This is a genomic window from Sulfurospirillum multivorans DSM 12446 (genome assembly GCF_000568815.1).
GTDB lineage: Bacteria > Campylobacterota > Campylobacteria > Campylobacterales > Sulfurospirillaceae > Sulfurospirillum > Sulfurospirillum multivorans.
This window is the reverse complement of the sequence record NZ_CP007201.1, coordinates 3075592-3093901: the sequence shown is the minus strand read 5'-3', so window position 1 is coordinate 3093901 and position 18310 is coordinate 3075592. Positions and strand designations below refer to the sequence as shown.

19 protein-coding genes are annotated in these 18310 nt (G+C 43.4%); 13 read left to right on the top strand and 6 right to left on the bottom strand.

Translation table 11 applies throughout. The annotated features are described in order from the left end of the window. The first annotated feature begins 49 nt into the window (after positions 1-49). Genes SMUL_RS16020 through SMUL_RS16005 form a run of 4 tightly spaced genes read left to right on the top strand, consistent with a single transcriptional unit; the run spans position 50 to position 4324 of the window. The gene (locus tag SMUL_RS16020; RefSeq protein WP_025346264.1) at positions 50-1297 is read left to right on the top strand and encodes a uracil-xanthine permease family protein; all 1248 of its coding nucleotides are present in this window, start codon (positions 50-52) and stop codon (positions 1295-1297) included. A 16-nt stretch (positions 1298-1313) separates the two neighbouring features. Then, complete coding sequence (locus SMUL_RS16015; protein ID WP_025346263.1) at positions 1314-2645, top strand: alanine/glycine:cation symporter family protein; 1332 nt, start codon at positions 1314-1316, stop codon at positions 2643-2645. Positions 2646-2660: 15 nt separating this feature from the next. Continuing rightward, positions 2661-3785, top strand: coding sequence for a metallophosphoesterase (locus tag SMUL_RS16010; RefSeq protein WP_025346262.1), 1125 nt, complete (start codon positions 2661-2663; stop codon positions 3783-3785). Then, positions 3782-4324: a hypothetical protein gene (locus tag SMUL_RS16005; RefSeq protein ID WP_025346261.1), complete on the top strand. Its 543-nt coding sequence runs from the start codon at positions 3782-3784 to the stop codon at positions 4322-4324. The genes SMUL_RS16010 and SMUL_RS16005 overlap by 4 nt, the downstream gene beginning before the upstream one ends. On the opposite strand, the gene SMUL_RS16000 is transcribed toward SMUL_RS16005, so the two are convergent. Then, positions 4303-4926 (bottom strand): SAM-dependent methyltransferase, encoded by a 624-nt coding sequence (locus SMUL_RS16000; protein ID WP_025346260.1) that lies wholly within the window; start codon positions 4924-4926, stop codon positions 4303-4305. The two genes, SMUL_RS16005 and SMUL_RS16000, sit on opposite strands and share 22 nt — an antisense overlap. A 224-nt stretch (positions 4927-5150) precedes the next feature. Between SMUL_RS16000 and SMUL_RS15995 the strand changes: the two genes are divergently transcribed. Genes SMUL_RS15995 through tsaD form a run of 5 tightly spaced genes read left to right on the top strand, consistent with a single transcriptional unit; the run spans position 5151 to position 10436 of the window. Next, positions 5151-5744, top strand: a complete 594-nt coding sequence (locus SMUL_RS15995) for a hypothetical protein (protein WP_025346259.1) — start codon at positions 5151-5153, stop codon at positions 5742-5744. Between the two features lie 23 nt (positions 5745-5767). Next, positions 5768-7279: a cache domain-containing protein gene (locus tag SMUL_RS17550; protein ID WP_223809731.1), complete on the top strand. Its 1512-nt coding sequence runs from the start codon at positions 5768-5770 to the stop codon at positions 7277-7279. A gap of 24 nt (positions 7280-7303) precedes the next feature. After that, positions 7304-8653 carry a putative bifunctional diguanylate cyclase/phosphodiesterase gene (locus SMUL_RS17545; RefSeq protein WP_223809730.1) on the top strand — a complete coding sequence of 450 codons (1350 nt, stop codon included), beginning with the start codon at positions 7304-7306 and terminating at the stop codon, positions 8651-8653. A gap of 34 nt (positions 8654-8687) precedes the next feature. Continuing rightward, positions 8688-9434, top strand: coding sequence for a M15 family metallopeptidase (locus SMUL_RS15985; RefSeq protein WP_025346258.1), 747 nt, complete (start codon positions 8688-8690; stop codon positions 9432-9434). After that, positions 9435-10436 carry a tRNA (adenosine(37)-N6)-threonylcarbamoyltransferase complex transferase subunit TsaD gene (tsaD, locus tag SMUL_RS15980; protein ID WP_025346257.1) on the top strand — a complete coding sequence of 334 codons (1002 nt, stop codon included), beginning with the start codon at positions 9435-9437 and terminating at the stop codon, positions 10434-10436. A gap of 175 nt (positions 10437-10611) precedes the next feature. Here tsaD and SMUL_RS15975 read toward each other — a convergent pair whose 3' ends face one another. Genes SMUL_RS15975 through SMUL_RS15965 form a run of 3 tightly spaced genes read right to left on the bottom strand, consistent with a single transcriptional unit; the run spans position 10612 to position 12528 of the window. Next, on the bottom strand, positions 10612-11385 hold the full coding sequence (locus SMUL_RS15975; protein ID WP_025346256.1) for a UDP-N-acetylmuramate dehydrogenase: 774 nt from the start codon (positions 11383-11385) through the stop codon (positions 10612-10614). Beyond that, positions 11385-11651, bottom strand: a complete 267-nt coding sequence (gene fliQ, locus SMUL_RS15970) for a flagellar biosynthesis protein FliQ (RefSeq protein WP_025346255.1) — start codon at positions 11649-11651, stop codon at positions 11385-11387. The genes SMUL_RS15975 and fliQ overlap by 1 nt, the downstream gene beginning before the upstream one ends. A gap of 13 nt (positions 11652-11664) precedes the next feature. Continuing rightward, positions 11665-12528 carry a menaquinone biosynthesis family protein gene (locus tag SMUL_RS15965; protein WP_025346254.1) on the bottom strand — a complete coding sequence of 288 codons (864 nt, stop codon included), beginning with the start codon at positions 12526-12528 and terminating at the stop codon, positions 11665-11667. Positions 12529-12684: 156 nt separating this feature from the next. Here SMUL_RS15965 and recA point away from each other — a divergent pair, with 156 nt between their 5' ends. The 4 genes from recA to SMUL_RS16885 are packed head-to-tail and all read left to right on the top strand — an operon-like array spanning position 12685 to position 15980. Then, a complete protein-coding gene (gene recA / locus SMUL_RS15960) occupies positions 12685-13722 on the top strand; it encodes a recombinase RecA (protein ID WP_025346253.1) in 1038 nt (345 codons plus the stop codon). After that, entirely contained in the window at positions 13719-14990 is a 1272-nt protein-coding gene (gene eno / locus SMUL_RS15955; RefSeq protein ID WP_025346252.1) for a phosphopyruvate hydratase, read from the top strand. Before recA ends, eno begins: the two co-directional genes overlap by 4 nt. After that, positions 14987-15259, top strand: coding sequence for a septum formation initiator (locus SMUL_RS15950; protein WP_025346251.1), 273 nt, complete (start codon positions 14987-14989; stop codon positions 15257-15259). The genes eno and SMUL_RS15950 overlap by 4 nt, the downstream gene beginning before the upstream one ends. A 13-nt stretch (positions 15260-15272) precedes the next feature. Continuing rightward, positions 15273-15980 carry an AMIN domain-containing protein gene (locus SMUL_RS16885; RefSeq protein WP_025346250.1) on the top strand — a complete coding sequence of 236 codons (708 nt, stop codon included), beginning with the start codon at positions 15273-15275 and terminating at the stop codon, positions 15978-15980. A gap of 45 nt (positions 15981-16025) precedes the next feature. Here the strand turns inward: SMUL_RS16885 and SMUL_RS15940 are convergent, their stop codons facing one another. Together SMUL_RS15940 and SMUL_RS15935 are read right to left on the bottom strand one after the other, a co-directional pair. After that, a complete protein-coding gene (locus SMUL_RS15940; RefSeq protein WP_025346249.1) occupies positions 16026-17312 on the bottom strand; it encodes a citrate synthase in 1287 nt (428 codons plus the stop codon). Positions 17313-17452: 140 nt separating this feature from the next. Next, positions 17453-18298, bottom strand: a complete 846-nt coding sequence (locus SMUL_RS15935) for a biotin synthase (RefSeq protein WP_025346248.1) — start codon at positions 18296-18298, stop codon at positions 17453-17455. Between the last annotated feature and the right edge of the window lie 12 nt (positions 18299-18310).

Sequence of the window (18310 nt, the reverse complement as noted above, 5' to 3'; positions counted from 1 at the left end):
TTACATGTAAAGATTTTCAAACACACAAAATTTCCATAGTGAGGTGTCAATGTTACACAAGACAGACTATAATTTTAGACTCAGGGACAGCATTATTGGTTTGCAGTTCTTATTTGTTGCTTTTGGGGCGTTGGTTTTAGTTCCCATTTTGACAGGGCTTGATCCTAACGTTGCGCTTTTTACCGCAGGGTTTGGAACGCTTCTGTTTCAACTTACTACGCGCGAGCAGATTCCTCCAATTTTCTTGGCGTCTTCGTTTTCGTTTATCGCGCCGATTATTTACGGGCTTAAAACATGGGGACTTGCAGGCACGATGTGTGGTCTTGCGGCGGCGGGTTTGTTCTACTTTTTCCTCAGTGTTCTTGTACGTATTAAAGGCTCAGACTTTTTACATAAAATTTTCCCAGCCGTTGTCGTAGGCCCTGTCATTATGACGATTGGTTTGATCCTCTCTCCCGTGGCGGTCAATATGGCGATGGGGAAAACAGGCGATGGCGCGATTGTTTTAGTGCCTCTGCATCAAGCGATGATGGTTTCGATGTCAGCACTTATTGTAACGCTTTTGGTGGCACTTTTAGGTAAAGGCGTGCTTAAATTATTGCCTATTTTGTGTGGCATCATTGCAGGGTACTCGGTTTCATTAATCTTGGGCATTGTCAGTTTTGACTCAGTAGCCAAAGCGGCATGGTTTGCAATACCAAATTTTGTAACACCGGAATGGAATCTTGAAGCGATTATCTATATTTTACCGATTGCGATTGCCCCAGCGGTGGAACATGTTGGTGGTATTTTAACGATCAGCAATGTGACAAAAACCGATTATTTGAAAAAGCCCGGTTTGAAAACGACCCTTTTGGGCGATGCGATTGCAACCACGGCGGCTTCTATGCTGGGTGGACCTCCAAATACGACCTACTCCGAAGTGACGGGTGCGGTGACCATTACCAAAGCATTCAATCCTGCCATTATGACATGGGCAGCACTTTTTGCCATTGTGTTAGCGTTTGTGGGAAAACTAGGTGGTCTTTTGGCGACGATTCCCGTACCCGTAATGGGAGGCATTTTATTGCTTCTTTTTGGCATTATCGCTTCCATTGGTTTAGGCACGATGGTGCGAGAAAAAGTCGATATGAACGATCCTCGCAATATGATCATCGTCTCAATGATTTTGGTTTTAGCCATTGGTGGTATGGTCGTCGATCTGGGTGGTGTTGCATTTAGTGGTATTGGTTTAGGTGCGATTGTGGGCATCGTGCTTAATTTAGTGTTGCCAAAAGGGCATCATATCAGTGAATAATAGGTAAGGAAGTTAGATGGAGATGATTGAAAAATGGGTAGCAACCCTTTCAGGCATTGTTTGGGGTGCTCCTATGTTGGTTTTGTTGGTTGGTACGGGAATTTACTTGACGATTATTTTAAAAGGGATGCAGTTTTGGGCATTGCCGCATGCGTTAAAGCTTATTTTTCACAAAGAGCATGATGGCGAGGGTGAAATCAGTCACTTTGCTGCACTCATGACTGCTCTTGCGGCAACGGTTGGCATTGGTAACATTGTGGGTGTTGCAACCGCGATTACGCTTGGCGGCCCTGGGGCTGTTTTTTGGATGTGGATGACAGGGCTTGTGGGTATGGCAACGAAATACTCTGAGGCGGTTTTAGCGGTAAAATACCGTCAAAAGGGTCATCATCACGGCTTTAAGGGTGGACCGATGTACTACCTTACCTATGGTCTTAATATGCCAAAATTGGGTATGGCATTTGCTATTTTTACCGCCATTGCGGCATTTGGTATTGGCAATATGACCCAAGCCAATGCGGTTGCGCAAATTTTATACACGGAAATGGCTATTCCAACATGGATTACGGGTGTGGTTCTGCTTACGTTAACCGCAGTGGTTATTTTAGGTGGCATTAAGTCGATTGGTAACTTTACCTCTTTTCTGGTACCGTTTATGATCTTAGTGTATGTCTCTGTCTCTTTGGTAATTTTAGCGATGAATTTTGATAAATTAGGGGATGCCTTTAGCCTTATCTTTTACCATGCGTTCAATCCTATTGCCGCAGGTGGTGGATTTGTAGGTGCTACGATGGCAGCAGCGATTCGCTATGGTGTGGCGCGTGGTGTCTTCTCCAACGAATCAGGACTTGGATCTGCTCCTATTGCAGCAGCGGCGGCTAAAACGAACGATCCTGTGCGTCAAGCATTGGTCAGCATGACTCAAACGTTTATTGATACGTTGGTTGTTTGTACGATGACAGCACTGATTATCTTGATCTCTCCCTTTTGGCAACAAGGGGTAAGTCCGAGTGCCCTTACCATGCAGAGTTTTCAGCTCTATCTTGGCTCTTTTGGTGGGGCTGTGGTGATTCTCTCAACCGTACTGTTTGCCTATTCAACGATTTTGGGTTGGAGTTATTACGGTGAAAAAGCATTTGAATATATTTTTGGTGAGCGTTTCATCCGCTTATATCGTGTTTTATTTATCGCAGGCGTCATGGTCGGCTCGATGCTGAAACTCGAATTTGTATGGAATTTTTCAGACCTCACCAATGGTTTGATGGCGATTCCTAACCTCATAGCGCTTCTGCTGCTCTCCAAAGTCATTTCGGCTGAGAGTAAGCGCTATTTTGAGAGCCTCAAGTAAGGAAAACGTAAAAGCATGTTTCGCCTCTCGTTCGCATTTGCCGCCATCGCGGTGCTTTCCCTCATTAATTTTTACAGTTACAAGCGCTTTTTAAAGCGCTTGGACATTTTTTGCAAGATTCAAGGCGTGATCAAATGGCTGATGGTTCTTATGACGCTGTGCGAAATTTTTTACTTTGCCGTCTTGCGTTTGGACAATCTTGATCCGATTTTGTACCTGCTCTTTTCCGCGATGATCGGTGTTTCGTTTATGCTCTTTTGTGTGGCGATTGTGTACGATCTATTTCATATTCCTTATGCGAAAATCCCTCATGACTACTCCAGGCGGCTGTTTATCAAGATGGTTTTTGATGTTACGATGCTTATTTTGGCGTTTTCGTATATCGCCAAAGGGTTTATTAATGGCATGAAAGCGCCTCGCATTAAAGAGGTCGATGTTTTTATTAACGGGTTAGCATCGGAGTTGAGTATTGTGCAGATCACCGATTTGCACATTGGCAAAACCCTTGGCAAAGCGTTTATGGATGACGTGGTGAAGCAGATCAATACACTGGATGCTGATATTGTCGTGATTACAGGCGATTTAGTCGACATGCCCGTGGGTCAAATTGGCGATAAACTCGACTCCCTAAGTTCCATCGAAAGTCGTTTAGGCGTGTACTATGTGCCGGGGAATCATGAATATTTTTACGGGGTCAACGCGATTATGGATCATGTTCGCTCTTTGGGCGTGCACGTGCTCTCCAACCGCTCCATCGTCATTAACCACACGATCAACCTTGCCGGTGTCATGGATATGATGGGCAAACGTTTCGATTTTGAGCCACCCGATCTTGCCAAAGCGCTTTTACATGTAAAGCCAGAATTGCCGACGATTTTGCTTGCCCATCAACCAAAATTTGTTAACGAGATCAACGATGAAAAGATCGATCTCATCCTAAGCGGGCATACGCATGGTGGGCAGATTTTCCCGTTTGGACTGTTAGTGCTTTTAGATCAGCCTTACCTCAGTGGGCTGTATCAGCATTCCAAACAGACCCAAATTTTTGTCAGCAATGGGGCGGGTTATTGGGGACCAGCGGTGCGTATTTTAGCTCCGAGTGAAATCATCAAACTTACTCTCAAAGTCAAAAAAGCATGAAACAGTTCCTTTTTCTTCTCGTCTTTTCGCTTCTTTTTGCAGGCTGTAGTGCCAAGCAAGACGCTTTACATGTAACGCCCAATAGTGTCTCCGCACTGACCAGTGAACTGACACATTTAAGCGACACAGTGGACTATCAAGAGGCGCGCATGTTTGCGTACGAAGCACTGCTTTATCCGCAGATTTTGGCGGAACGTTACGGGCTTGTTTATCCGCCAACCTTTCACAATTTTTTGATCAACACAGGGCTCAAAGAACGAGGACTCTGCTACGAGTGGAGCGAAGATATGATCACCCATCTGAAAAACCTCAAATACCAAAGTTTTGATCTGCGCTGGGGTGTCGCGAATAAGGGTGAATTTAATGAACACAACTCCGTCGTCGTGGTTGCGAAAGGCGCGTCTTTTTCCACAGGCATCTTGATCGATCCATGGCGCAATTCAGGCGTGCTTTACTGGGCAAAATTGGGCGATGATCCTGAGTACAAATGGGTTGAAAATTTAGAGCGAAGTCGTTATTATGGAACGATTGGAGAGTGATCGAGCTTTTGCAAAATAATGCGAATCACACTCGCCCGTCCGACATGTTTGTCACCTTCGTTTAAGACGATGACCTCTTGGGAGAGTTTGAGAATTTTGCACGGAAGCGTTTTTGCGATATCTAAAATATCGTTGAGATCATACAGGAGTGCGATATTTTTAGGCCCGCCACTTTCAAAATGAATCTGACTCTCACTGAACAGTTCCGCAACAAAATAGCCATGCGGAGCCAGCGCTTCGAGTGATTTTTCAAACAGCATGTTTTGGTTCTCTTTGGGCAGATGAAGGTAGGTACACACCACGGCATCATAGAGTTGATCTGGCTCCCAATACTCCAACAGCGTGTGGCGCGTTTTAACAAAAATATAACTCTCTTTCGCCCGTCTGCGCAGTTTAAGCAAGGCTATATCGGAAATATCAAGGGCTTCGACTTCAAGTCCCTTGTCGGCAAGAAAGATGGCATTGCGTCCTTCCCCTTCGCCCAGACACATCACGGTTTTGAGATTTAAAAAAAGGTCTGCATTTTCTTTGATAAAGTTGTTGGGTGCTTCCCCATAAATGAGATTTTTTGTTTGAAACTTGGCATTCCAAAATGCTTGCATCCTGCACCTTTTGCTTTTTATATAGAATTCTTAATACGTCTTTAAAGCAAAGCTCTAAAGACTACGTTAACACTGGGTTTTCTTCGGCAGAATGCCCACGCACCTTTGGTGCTCTACCTTCTTGCAAAATGAATTTTGCAAGAACATTCGTGTCACACAATTTAGATCAATGACTTTGTTTTTAAATTGTATTAAAATCGTTACTAAATAACAAGGAGCAACCTATGAAATACCCTACTTTTTTTGATACAACAGACTCTATAACGCTCTATGACCCACTTTCTGAAGCTTTAGGTGCCTTTGAAGAGGGGAAAATAACGTTTAGCTACGGCGATGTGGTCAAAAGTGCAGGGCACAGCTGCCCTACGATGGCAGGAGCGTATCTGATGATGAGAGAAGGGCTTAAAGCGCTTTATCCTCACAGCCTACCAGAGCGAGGCTCGGTAAAAGTATGGTTTAAAGAGCGCCAAAATGAAGGAACAACGGGCGTGATCGCCAATGCGTTTTCCCTCATCACGGGTGCTACGGATTCATGGGGATTTAAAGGGCTTGGAGGTGCGTATAAGCGTAACGATTTGATGGTTTTTAACGCAGATATTCCTTTACATGTAAGGATGCTTCGCATGGATACACAAGCCTTTGTGGATGTGGCGTATGACCCTCAGAAGATTGAGTCAGACCCGAGCCTACAGCCTTTGATGCAAAAATTACTCACGAAAACCTTGGATGAATCAGAAAAAGTGCTGTTTAGGGAGCTATGGCAGAAAAGGGTAGCCAAAATTTTAGAAAATTTTGATAAAGTAATAACCATAAAATAATCCTTATCAGGCTGGAGTGCGCATTGCTGAGCTTAAAGAAACAAAATATTACCAAATGGATTGTTTTTTTGCCAGCGTTTGCCATTTTGCTGACTTTCTCGATTACGTTGGTTATTGTGATCACCGCAGAGCGCGCGGAGTACCAAAAATCCCTTGATAACACACGCATTGCTTATGTGAAACGTTCCAAAGCGCAAGCGCAAGAGCGTATTGATAAACTCATAGAATATATCAATGAAAATGAGAAATTTATCATGCGTGAAGCCAGAGACGAGATCAAAAATATTGTTAATCTTTCGTATCAAATTATCAATGATATTTATACCGAAAACCCTAATCTCCCCCGTGAACAGATCTTGCAAAAAATCAAAAATAAACTTCGAGATACACGCTTTTTTAGCGATCTAAGTGGGTATTATGTGGTTTTTGGGTTGGATGGAACGTGTGTCATGCACGGTGCCAATAAAGAGTTAGAGGGTAAAAATTTTCTTGATGAGCAAGATGAGAACGGTCGATTTTTTATCAAAGAGGGGATTGAGCGGCTTAAAGCAGAAGAGGCTTTCTCTTTAGTTTACCCTTGGAAAAACCCTCGAGATACAAACGTACGCAATAAAATAGGCTATGTACGAAAGTTTTCTCCTTTAAACATCTATGTCGCCAGTGGTCGGTATGAAGATGAAGTGCGAGAGCGCATTAAAAAAGAGACCCAAAAACTGCTGTTAAATACCAAGTATGGCGAATACGGTTACATCTTTGCCTACGATTACGATGGGTACACGATCTCCCATGGTGATCACTCGTTGGTGGGGAAAAATAGACTCGATGTCGTGATCAATGGGCATTCTGTGATCAAAGATATTGTCGAAGGGGGTAAGCGAAATCTTGAGGGCTTTTTCATGACCTATGTCGCTTCGTATCATCCCACGGCAGAGGATCGCAGCAAGATCTCTTTTATTCGCCCCATTCCAAGTTTTAGATGGGTAATTGGAACCGGTGCCTATCTTTTTGAGGAGAACAATGCCCTTTTAGAGCAAGAACAATTGCTGCGCGCTAAAATGCAATCCACCATCATCAATATGCTAGCCGTTTCCCTTATCATTATGCTTTTAGTGATGGGCATTATGTTTTTTATCTCAACGAAGCTTCGATCGGTTTTATCTCGCTACGAAAATCATCTTTTGCTGAGCAATAAACAGATTCGTGAGCAAAAATTGGTGTTTGAAACGCTGTATCAAAAGTCTGCCGATGGTATTTGGTTACTCAAAGAAGGTATTTTTGTTGATTGTAACGAAGCCATCATACGCATGTTTAAAGCCAGCGATAAAAAAGAGCTCATCAATGTAACCCTCTCCGACCTCTCTCCTGAATTTCAACCCGATGATCAAAGTTCGTATGAAAAAGCGCTCTGGATGAATGCGTTAGCATCGCAACAAGGGGTGCATAAGTTTGAGTGGCAAGCAAGGGCGTGTGATGGAGCGCTGTTTTGGATCAGTGTGATGATGACAACGATTCGCATGGATAAAGGCATCATCTAGCACTGTTCGGTACGAGATATTACGATGCGTAAAGAGCTTGAGGAAGAGAATAAAAAGCAGAAAAAACTCTTAATTCATCAAGTAGAACACGATACGCTCACTGGGCTTCCCAACCGCAATCTTCTGCAAGACAGACTCACCCAGTCGATCAAAAAAGCGAGTCGTGATAACAAAGTGTTAGGCGTGATGTTTGTGGATGTCGATAAATTTAAAAGTGTCAATGACTCCTTGGGACATGACGCGGGCGATATGCTTTTAAAAACGATTGCAGGACGGATGCAGAGCAGTGTGCGTGAGACCGATACGGTAGCGCGTCTGAGTGGGGATGAGTTTATCGTCTTGCTCGATGGCTGTAAAGATGTGAGCGATATTTTTATTGCGATTAAAAAACTGGTTGGTGCCTTTCAAGAGCCCTTTTTTCTAGGGAATGAGAGCTTTAAAATCACGATGAGTATTGGGGTGAGTGTGTACCCAAATGACGGTGAAACGGCGAGCAAACTGCTTAAAAATGCCGATATTGCCATGTATAAAGCCAAATCAAAAGGGCGCAATCGCTACGTCTTTTTTGACCAAGAGATGAACGAAGAGACCAATGAACATCTGGAAGTGGAAAAAAGTTTAAATAAAGCACTTGCCAATGATGAATTTGTTATTTTTTATCAACCGCAGATTAACCTTCAGACCGATAAAATTGTGGGATTTGAAGCGTTGATACGGTGGAATCATCCGACCAGAGGCCTTACCGCACCAGGGTATTTTATTCACATTGCTGAAGAGAGCGAACTGATCGTTGAGATTGGTAATTGGGTCATCAAAGAGGTCATGCGCCAAATTAAAGCATGGTATGACATGGGCCTTGATCCTGGTAAAACGGCGATCAATATCGCAGGAAAACAGCTCGAATCTGCGGGGTTAGTCGCGTTTATGATTCAAAGTTTACGGGAGAGCGGCTGTAAGCCTGAATGGATTGAGATGGAGATTGTGGAGCGGTTTATTATGAAAGATACCTCCAAATCCATCGCCCTTTTAAAGCGTTTTCGAGAACTGGGCGTAGACATTTCCATCGACGATTTTGGAACAGGGCACTCCTCTTTGGCGTACCTGAAGCAACTTCCGATCACAAAGCTTAAAATTGACCAAAGTTTTGTGCAAAATCTCGAAGAGAGTGGGGCAGATCGCGCGATTGCACGCACCATCATTGAACTTGGCCGTGGGCTTGGGCTTAAGGTGCTTGCAGAAGGTGTGGAGACGAAAGGGCAAAAAGAGTTTATTTACAGCAGTGGGTGTGAATTGATGCAAGGGTATCTCTTTAGCAAACCCATACCTGCGCACGATGTGGAGCTCTTATTGAAAAATCAAGCGCACATGTTATAATCACATAGAATAATGACCAACACATAGGGCGAAAATGATACGAAGAGACTTTTTAGGAGTGATGGGCGCAACGCTTATCGGGAGTTTAGCACAAGCCGATGAGCTGAAACATCCTGATATTTGGATTAAAAATGAACACAAAGCCGTCTTTGAATCTGTCATTCAAAAACTGGATAAGGTAGAACATACCGTTGGATATGCAAACTTCAATCTAATCTCCTTTGATGAAACCCTAAAAATCGCTAAAAATTTCCCTAAAATTGGTGCCTTCACGCCTACTGAAATTGCCTATATGGAAGAGATTTTTTACACCGACCCTGTGATCTATGGCTTTTACGGGAAGCGGACGATTGAGCATTTAAGCGATACGATCCAAGAAAAAGATGTGATCAAGATAGATGGTACAGGGCATTATGTTTACCGTGACATCTCCCAAGAGCTTTTACTTCGTTTGATGAAAGATATTGGACCGACCCTTGTTTTAACCTCGGGTGTGCGCAGTGTGGTCAAACAGCTGAGCCTCCATCTCGAAAAAATAAAAAATGAAAATGGCAACATCACTATGGCATCGCGCTCGCTCGTGCCTCCAGGATTTTCATACCACTCTGTGGGTGATTTTGATGTGGGTAAACGTGGTTGGGGACATCAAAATTTTACAGCAAATTTCGCACGTACCGAGGAGTTTTGGAATCTGCAAAAACTCTCCTATGTCTCAACACGCTACACCATTGGCAATGGCGATGGCGTCAGGTTTGAGCCGTGGCACGTGAAGATTGTGTAGATGATTTTAAGCATTGAAAGCAGCTGCGATGATAGCTCGATTGCGATCACGCGCCTTAAAGACAAAAAACTTCTTTTTCATAAAAAAATCTCCCAAGATGCGGAACATGCTCAGTATGGTGGCGTGGTTCCTGAACTGGCTGCCCGTCTACACGCGGTGACATTGCCCAAGATACTGGAAGAGGCAAAATCCTATTTTTCACAGCTTAAAGCGATTGCGGTAACGAATGAGCCAGGGCTTTCGGTGACACTGGTTGAGGGTGTGAGTATGGCAAAAGCGCTCAGTGTGGCGCTGAATCTTCCGCTTTTGGGTATCAATCATCTCAAAGGGCATATCTGCTCTTTGTTTATTGAGGCTGAAACGCTTTTCCCTCTCGATGTTTTACTGGTTTCGGGCGGACACACACAGCTTTTACATGTAACGAATTTGGACGAGATAAAGCTCCTTGCCACAACGATGGATGATAGCTTTGGTGAAAGTTTTGACAAAGTGGGAAAAATGCTCGGACTGCCTTATCCTGCGGGAGCGATTATCGAAAGCTATGCTAAAAAAGGCGATGCAAAGCGGTTTGATTTTACGATTCCGCTGCAAGGTACCTCTTCCTCACTGCTGGCGTTTAGCTATTCGGGGCTTAAAAACCAAGTGAGGCTCTGCATTGAAGCACAAGGGAATCTTGATGAGCAAACCATCTGCGACATTTGCGCTTCGTTTCAACGAGTAGCGGTTGCACACCTCATGCAAAAGATCAAAAAAGCGTACAAAGAGCGCTCTGTGGAACATTTTGGAGTCGTAGGTGGAGCAAGTGCCAATCTGTACTTGCGAGGTGAACTCGAAGCTTTTTGCGCCTCCAAAAAAGCCAAATTGCACACGGCTAAAATGGAGTTTTGCTCCGACAATGCCGCCATGATCGGACGCTGCGCGGTAGAAGCGTACCAAAAAGGCGCTTTTGTCGCTGTCGCTGATTTAAAAGTACGCAGTTCATCGAAAGATATTTTTTATTAGAGTTCTTTGCAGAACTCTTTACACGTCTTTAAAGCAAAGCTCAAAACGAAGTTTCTGTGAAAAGACTACGTTAACACTGCGTTTTCCTCGGCGGAATGCCCACGCACCTTTGGTGCTTTTTACGTCTTGCAAACTTAGTTTTGCAAGACGTCTATTAACAGCTTTACATGTAAAGCTAGAGGATGATAATCTCTTCTTCCAGTTTCACGCCAAAGCGCTTGAAAACCTCTTTTTTCACCGATGCGATTAGTTCTATCGCTTGCTCGTAGGTTCCGCCTCCACAATTGACCAAAAAGTTGGCGTGTACAGGGCTAAACATCATAGCGCCTACGCGTTTGCCTTTAAAGCCAGCCTCTTCAATGAGTTTACCTGCGAAATTGCCCACAGGGTTTTTAAAACAGCTTCCTGCACTTGCCTCTTTGGGTTGATTGTCGCGCATTTGTTTGAACATCGCGAGTAGATTTTCATCAAAACCTTCTTTACATGTAAAGGTTGCTTCATACACAATGCCCTCTATTTTAGCAAAGCGGTAACCATAGTCTATCTGTGATTTTGGGATCCATCCCTGTTCGGTTCGAATCGCAATAAGGGTGTTAAAAATTTCCCACTCTTTGAGTCCTGCGTTCATCGCGATCATGCCTCCAAGCGTTCCTGGGAGTTTTTGCATCAGCTCGAAGCCTGTAAGATCGTGCTTTTTAGCAAAAGAGAGCATCTTTCCACTCGGTGTTGCACCGCCTACATGTAAAACATTTTTGTCCAAACGAATGAAGTCAAAACACTTATCCAGCATCGCAAGAAGCGGTGGTGTTGGGCTTACAAGAAGGTTGTTTGCGCCTCCAATCAGACGGTAGTTTGAGGGCAGAGGTGACAGAGAATCTAGCAGTAAAACATCGACGATCGGGCCAATTTTGATGCTGGAGAAGGTCGAAAAATTAACGGTTTTTGTCATTAAAAGATAAACGAAGGGATCATATCAATAATGCGAGTGGTAAACTCGATCATCATGTTCATCATCCACGGCATTGTCAAAATGGCGACCACAATGGTGATAAGAATTTTGGGCACAAAGCTCAGGGTTGATTCGTTGATTTGCGTTACGGCTTGAAAAATACTAATCGCTAGACCTGCCACCAAACCCGCAAGAAGCATCGGCATGGAGAGAAGAAGGGCTATTTTAAACGTTTCAACGCCAAGACCGATAAGCTTTGCTTCCATTCAATCGCTCCTTTTAGCTGTTGCGCAGTGCGTCGTATTCTTTAGGAATAAGATGCTCACGTGCCTTGATAGATTGGTCGTAAAAGCCATGTTTAAAGCCGATTTCAAAGAGTGTGTCAATCGCTTGGTACTGAAGATCGCTCATCTCAATGGAGTGTTCATTGGCATAAAGTCCAAGGTATTTTTTCAGCGTTGCTTGATCGACTCGAACCAGATTTCGCTCAAGCAGCATTTTTGAAAGAACTCCTTGGTGCGTATGTGCGACATTGACGGCTTGAATGAGTGCATCTTCGCAAACAATCGCTCGCGAAATGGGCATCGAGCGACGAAGCGCCATGCCGCCTAAAGGAAGTGGAAGCTCTTCTTTGCACAACTCTTTCCAGATGTCCCAGAGCTCTCGTTCAACCACGAGCTCATCGCTAAAATTGAGGATACTCTCATGAATCAAAACTCCCGCATCCACTTCGCCATCCAGTACCGCTTGCTCGATCTCTAAGAAGTTTTTGTAGATGATACGCGCTTCAGGATAAGCGATTTTAAATAAAAGGGCATTGGTCGTGTGGGTTCCACTGAGGGCTACTTTAAAATTGCGTTTGAGTTTGGACGCTTGTTTCTTCACAAGCTTAGGGCCATACCCCTCTCCAAAACTCACCGCAGTACGCAAAAGTGCGTATTCACTGCGAATTTTAGGGTAAAGGGCAAAGCTAATGGCGGTAATGTCATAACTGTTTTTCAGGGCTTCAACATTCAAAGTTTCGATGTCAAGCGCAAGGTTTTCAAAGCGAAGTTCAGGGGTGCTCACCCAGCCAAATTTAATGGCATAATACATAAAAATATCATCAGCATCGGGTGAATGCGCTACGGTTAAGGTTTTCAAAAGTATCCTTACAAAAGTGTTAGGATTATTCTAACATATTACATATTGAAATATTTTGAACTGCTTTTGTAAAAATCGTATAGAATTGCTTCAAAGGGCTTTTTCAAGCTCAAAATGATAAAATAATAACACTATAAAAGAGGTAGTACAATGCAAATCGACGAAAATAAAAGAAAAGCACTTGACCTTGCGATCAAACAGATCGACAAAGCGTTTGGAAAAGGGGCACTGGTCAGACTAGGCGATAAAGTGGTTGAACCCATTGCATCCATTAGTACGGGTTCCATTGGACTCGATCTTGCCCTTGGAATTGGCGGTATTCCTCAAGGTCGTGTGATTGAAATTTACGGACCTGAGAGTTCGGGAAAAACGACATTGTCGCTTCAAATCATTGCGGAGTCTCAATCCCAAGGCGGTGTTTGTGCCTTTGTCGATGCGGAACATGCCCTTGATGTCAAATACGCAGGAAATTTGGGCGTGGACATCGAAAACCTTTTGGTTTCCCAACCTGACTTTGGTGAACAAGCACTTGATATTGTTGAAACATTGGCACGCAGTGGCGCGGTAGATGTGATTGTTATTGACTCGGTCGCAGCACTCACACCTAAAAGTGAGATTGAAGGCGATATGGGCGATTCGCACATGGGCGTTCAAGCAAGACTGATGAGTCAAGCGCTTCGTAAACTCACCGCAGTGGTACATAAAATGAATACGACAGTTATTTTTATTAACCAAATTCGTATGAAAATCGGTACGATGGGTTATGGTTCCCCTGAAACTACAACGGGTGGCAATGCCTTGAAATTTTACGCTTCTGTGCGTATTGATGTGCGTAAAATCGCAACTTTGAAACAAGGTGAAGAGCAGATTGGTAACAGGGTGAAAGCCAAAGTCATTAAAAATAAAGTGGCACCTCCGTTTCGTCAAGCGGAGTTTGATATTATGTTCGGCGAAGGTATTTCAAAAGAGGGCGAAATGGTCGATTATGGTGTCAAACTTGACATCATCGATAAAAGTGGCGCTTGGTTTAGTTACAATGAGACAAAATTGGGGCAAGGTCGCGAGAATGTAAAAGCATTTTTAAAAGAAAACACAGCGTTAGCGTTAGAAATTGAAGAGAAAATCAAACAAGCAATCGGTGGCAATGCGATGGTTATGACATGTGGCGCCGATGAGATAAAGGAAGATGAATGATCTATATCGAAGATATTGCAGCAGACGAAGTACTCGATAGTCGTGGCAATCCAACGGTTCGTGCCAAAGTAACCCTTAGCGATGGAACCGTTGCCAGTGCGATCGTACCCAGTGGTGCAAGTACGGGCAAACGAGAAGCGTTAGAACTCAGAGATGCGGATGGTCGCTATATGGGCAAAGGTGTGCTCAAAGCGTGTGAAAATGTGAATACTGAAATTTCAGATGAACTGATTGGACTTAACCCATTTAATCAAGCAATGATTGATGAAACGATGAAAAACCTTGATGGAACAGAGAACTATGGACGCTTAGGTGCAAACGCAGTGCTTGGTGTTTCTATGGCGGTTGCGCGCGCTTCTGCTATGAGTCTAGGCATTCCACTCTACCGTTACCTTGGTGGAAGCAATGCGATGACGCTTCCAACGCCTATGTTTAATATCATCAATGGCGGAAGTCATGCCAATAACAGCGTTGATTTTCAAGAATACATGATCATGCCACTTAATTTTGAGAATTTTTCTGACGCACTCAGATCATGTGTGGAAGTCTATCATCAGTTGAAAAAAATCATCGCGGGTATGGGTGAGAGCACAGCCCTTGGTGACGAGGGTGGTTTTGCGCCCAATTTGAAAGACAATGAAGAACCGATTAAAGTGATTATGCAAGCGATTGAAAAAGCGGGGTATAAACCAGGCATTGATATTGCGATTGCACTGGATGTTGCTAGCAGTGAGCTTGTATGTGAGGGTGGTTATAAACTTGACTCTGAAAAAAGAACACTCAGCAGTGCGGAGCTTGTGGCTTACTATGAGAACCTTTGTGCAAAATATCCGATTGTTTCGATCGAAGATGGTTTGAGCGAAGATGACTGGGATGGCTGGAAACTTTTGACTGAGAAATTGGGTTCAAAAATTCAACTTGTGGGTGATGATCTCTTTGTGACCAATGAAAAAATCTTAGCAGAAGGAATTGCCAAAGGCATTGGTAATGCGATTTTGATTAAACCCAATCAAATTGGCTCTGTCACAGAAACCATGCGAACGGTTCGCCTTGCACAACGCAACAACTACAAATGTGTGATGAGTCACCGAAGTGGTGAGAGCGAAGATGCGTTTATTGCCGATTTTGCCGTAGCGTTGAACACCGGTGAGATCAAAACAGGCGCAACAGCTCGCGGTGAGCGAACGGCTAAATACAACCGTTTGCTAGAGATCGACAAAGAGCTTGAGCTTGGCGAGTACATAGGAAAACAACTCTTTACTAAATGAGTGATGTTTTAGACGAATTTGACGATGAAGCCGAAGAGAGCGGAAGATCTGCTCTCTTTTATCTCAAAATTTTATCGTTAGTTGTTTTGGTCGTTGGCTTTGGACTCTATATCGGAGATGTTTTATTTGGAAAAAGCTCACTGGATGTGCTTTTAAATCTCCAAGCCGACAAAGACACGTTAACTTCAAAAATCAAAAGTCTTAAAGATGAGAATGCTGTGTTACAAAAAGAGTATTTTGAATTGCGACAATTGGACCCCGATCGATAATTAAGGAGAGCAGATGCAGAAGATTCTTTGGCTTTTTCTATCTCTTGCAGTGATATTAGAGGCGAGAGAAAATCCTTTTGAGACAAGTATGTCTCCGCAAACGGTGGGAAAAACCACACAAATTAAAGACGAATTAACCGACTTTAAAAGCACCACGCTAACCCTTCCAAGCAGTGCACGTATTTTAAAAAGTGCTTCTGTAACGTTTCAAAATTTAGACGGATCTATCAGCGAAGAGATTGTTGCAATTGATCAGAATGTTGATTGGCATTTACCGCTTATGTTAAGTCAAAAAACAGAAACCACTGCGCCTAAACCGAGTGCCCCTGTTGTAACACCACCGTCAATTGAGAAAAAAGATCTCCCCCCCGCACCGCTTCTCAAAGAGGAAAAACCCTCATCAACGGCTAATGTAAACGCAAGTAACGCCTTTAAGTTAAATGAAGACCTCTCCTTTTTTATCAATCAAAACGAGATTACTATTTTTACCAAAGAGAGTAAAATTCGCGATTTTCTCATTGCTGATCCTTACAAGGTTGTGATCGATTTTAAAAAAGTGAATGCGTACGGAACGAAAAGCTTAGAGTTTAACAAAGCACCTTTTGTCTCTGCAACGCTAGGCAGTCATGATGGATTTTACCGTATTGCGCTCTTGCTCGATGGGCATTATCGTTATGATTTGCAAGCGTTTAATGGTGGGTATATTGTTAAATTGAAGTAGGGGAAAGGTTTTACATGTAAGGAAAATCCTTACATGTAAACGGTGTTATATATCGTATTTAGGGGTACGCTCAAGCGGTCCAAGGTAGTGTTGGCGCGGGCGTGCAATCTTCATATCGGGTTGTTCTTTCAGCTCAAGCCATTGCGCAATCCAGCCAGGTGTTCGACCAATCACAAAGATAACGGCAAACATCTCTTTAGGGATTTTGAGTGCTTGTAGGATAAGCCCTGAATAGAAGTCGATATTGGGGTAAAGTTTACGTTTGATGAAATACTCATCATTGAGCGCAATCTCTTCAATTCGGTGTGCCACTTCCATCAATTCGCTATCAATCGAAAGATCATTGACCAACTGTTTTTGAAGATTTTTCAAAATCGTTGCACGTGGGTCAAAGTTTTTATAGACCCTGTGGCCAAAGCCCATCAGTCTAAACGGATCATTCGGATCTTTTGCTTTGGCAATAAATTTATCCACATTCTCAACACTGCCAATCAATTCAAGCTGACGAATCACCGACTCGTTTGCTCCTCCATGAGCCCTTCCCCAAAGTGCTCCAATACCCGCTGAAATAGCCGCATACGGATGTGCATGAGTGGAGGCAACGACACGAACCGCTGTTGTAGAGGCATTTTGTTCGTGGTCTGCATGCAGTGTAAAGATGGTGTCGAGTGCTTTGACTTCGATCGGTTTGAGGTCAATATGGTGATGAGGATAGCCTCTGATCATGTATAAAAAGTTCTCCGTAAACCCTTTGTCTAAATCAGGATAGATGATCGGTAAGCCCTGAGAGTAACGGTATGAAAAGGCGGCAATCGTTGGTATTTTTGCAATGATGCGGTGTGCCATCTCTTTGGCTTGATCGGGTGAGTCCATATCGAGGTGATCGAAATAGAAGGTCGAAAGTGCTGAAACTGCTGCGGAGAGAATCGCCATTGGATGGGCATTATCAGGAAACGCATCAAAGAGTTTACGCATACTTTCATGGATGAAAGAGCGCTTTTTAAGCTCTAGTAAAAAGTTTTTATACTCATCTTTATTGGGAAGCTCTTTATGAAGCAATAAAAAAGCAGTATCTAAAAACGACTTTTTGGTTGCCAAATAGGCGATGTCGTAACCACGATACATCAACTTGCCCAGATCCCCATCAATGTAGGTAATCCGTGACCTACAGCTTGCCGTAGAGGTAAAGCCGCGATCAAGCGTAAACATCCCTGTGTTACCATAAAATGTAGAAATATCTACAACATCAGGTCCTAGTGTTGACTTAAGGATCGGAAATTCATACTCTGTGCCCGTACGATTGTCGATAAGGGTAACGGTCTCTTTACTCATAGGCATCCTTTATTAGTAATAAAATAGTATATCAAATTTTGTTTTGCATGCTTCATAAATTGTAAGCGTTATTATATTAGAGAGAAGAATAGTATAAAAGTTAGTTTGAAAGTTTTAGCTAGAGCGTAGCAGTGTATCTGCTACGCGTGACAGCTTATCGCAATATCGTATCCTAAACGTTCAATCATCTCGCGATCTTTTTTAGGCAGTTCACCTTTGGTGGTCAGATAGTCGCCAATAACGATGGCATCGGCTCCGGCTGCAAATATATCGCAATTGGGGCTAACAAATGTGATCTCGCGTCCTCCAGCAACCATCAACCGTGTATTAGGCAGTGCCGCTCTTACTTGCGTAATAATTTCTAACGCTTCTGTTTCACTTAACGGGTTTGCTTTGAGTGGTAGTGCGGGGTTTTGAATGTAAAAATTCAGTGGCATTGTCTCAGGGCTTAGTGATTTGACACTTTCGATAAACGAAGCGCGATCTTCTTTACTTTCGCCTAAACCAAAAATGCCACCACTGCACAAGAAAAGCCCTGACTCTTTTACATGTAAACAGGTTTCGTAACGACTTTCCCATGTGTGCGTGGTGCAGATTGTTTTATAAAACTCTTTAGAGCTCTCAAGATTGTGGTTGTATGAGTTTACACCAGCCTCTTTAAGCGCGCGAAGTTGCTCAATGTTTGCCATGCCATTACAGGCTATGAGGTGAATCTCAGGAAGAGCTGAGCGCACGGCACGCGCCGCTTCAGTAACAAAGGCAAGCTTTTTCTCATCCAATCCCAGACCTGAGGTGACGAGGCAAAATCCTAAAGCACCATTACTCGCGGCACTTTTTGCTTCAAAAACAATTTGATCGATAGGTTTATATTTGTAACGTTCAATGTCTGCATGATGGTGTGCACTTTGGGTGCAAAATCCACAATCCTCGGCACAGCTTCCACTGGAGATATTACAAATAGAACATAAAAAAATTGATTTTTTCATCAATGAAGATTC